Source organism: Nocardioides sp., from assembly GCF_035429765.1.
Taxonomy (GTDB): Bacteria; Actinomycetota; Actinomycetes; order Propionibacteriales; family Nocardioidaceae; genus Nocardioides.
Genome location: NZ_DAOMFK010000347.1, coordinates 1 through 1,524 on the forward strand (window position 1 = coordinate 1; position 1,524 = coordinate 1,524).

A 1,524-nucleotide genomic window follows, 5' to 3' on the forward strand; every position below is an offset into this window, starting at 1 on the left:
GTGGCGGTCGGCGGGAGGCTGCAGGACCGCGCCCCGGACGGCTGTCTGCGGCCGGGGGACCGCATCGGGCCGGCCGCGGCCGCCCTGGCGGCCGCCGTGGGAACCTCCTAGGCCCAGATCGGGCCCACCGGGGGGTACTGCCCGGTGAGGTCGTCGCGCAGCTGCGCGACCCGACGCCCGGGCTCCCCCTGCGGCCCGTGCCCGGCGTCGCTGGTGTCCAGCAGCATCGACCGCCCCCAGGCCAGCACCGGCTCCAGCCGCGGGTCGTCGGGGACCTGGGCGAGCGCGCGCACCCAGTCGGTCCGGCCGTAGGCCACTCCCCCGCCGACCAGCACCAGCTCCACGTCGTTCGGAATGGCCGCGCACACCGACTCGAAGGGGTCCGGGTCGCAGCGGCGCAGCACCACCAGATCGGCCGGACGGCCGACCTCGAGCGTGCCGAGCCGGTCCGCCAGACCCGAGATCCGGGCCGCGGTCGAGGTCACCATGGCCACCAGCTCGTGGGCGGAGACCGGCCGCCCCTGGCCGGCCAGCTCCTCCCGGGCGACCTTCATCTCGGCCAGCAGGCTGGTCGAGCCCGACGGGAGCCAGTCGGCGCCCAGGGCCACCGGCAGCCCGACGTCCAGCGCGTCGGCCGCCCGCGTGGTCTCCCCGTACAGGCGCAGGTTGCTCTGGGGCGACCAGACCAGTGCGGCGCCGGCCTGGGCGGCGGTGCCGAGCTGGTCATGGGTCAGCGCGGTCCCGTGGATGATCACCGTCGCCGGGGTGAGCCCGCCGAGGTCCACCAACCGGTCGAACTCCTCCACCGACCGCGCGTTGTCCCGCCGGCCCTCGGCGAGGTGCACGTAGAACGCGTCGACGTCGCCGGCAGCGATGGCGCCGACGATCCGCGCGAGGTCCTCCACCCCGCGCGAGCCCGGTCCCGAGGGCAGGTCGATCATGCTCCGGGCCCGGTGCCGGCCGAAGACCACGCCGTCGACGTTGCGCACCAGGGACTCGACCGGCCCCTGGCTGGCGGCGGAGGCTCCCTGGAACGCGGTGACCCCGCCCACGAGCGCCCGGATCTCGGCGTACCTGAGCTCGGTGCCGCGCGGCAGCGCTGTGAGCAGCCGGTTCTGCGGGTCCCTGATCAGCAGGCGGTAGGCCTCGCTGGCCCGCCAGGAGTAGCGGTTGACGTACCACCGGGGCGGCTCCCACGGGGCGAAGACGTTGAACTCGGGGTGGCCGTGCAGGTCGATCAGCCCGGGCAGGATGATGCCGTCGGTGGCCAGCGTGCGGGCTGCCGCGGGCTTCCTCGTGCTGATGTCGGCGACCAGCCCGTCATGGATGGTGAGCCAGCCGCGCATCGCCGTGTCGGGGGTGACGAGCTGGCCGCCCAGGGCAATGGTCTCGGCCGGAAGCGCGCGGGCCGCACGCGTACCGATCGGCAGCGGCAGGGGCCCTCGCTCGGCGCTGGTCGCGCTGTCGAAGAGGGCGGCCTGTACCTTGCCGGAGCAGCTCCATTGCAGGGCGTAGACGGCGCCG

At 75.3% G+C, this 1,524-nt stretch carries 1 protein-coding gene; it reads right to left on the reverse strand.

Annotated elements, in window-relative coordinates; translation table 11 throughout:
- Window positions 1-107 precede the first annotated feature (107 nt).
- Window positions 108-1,524 (reverse strand): amidohydrolase family protein (locus tag PLP61_RS17070; protein ID WP_324503998.1); only part of this gene is annotated, 1,417 nt, incomplete at its 5' end.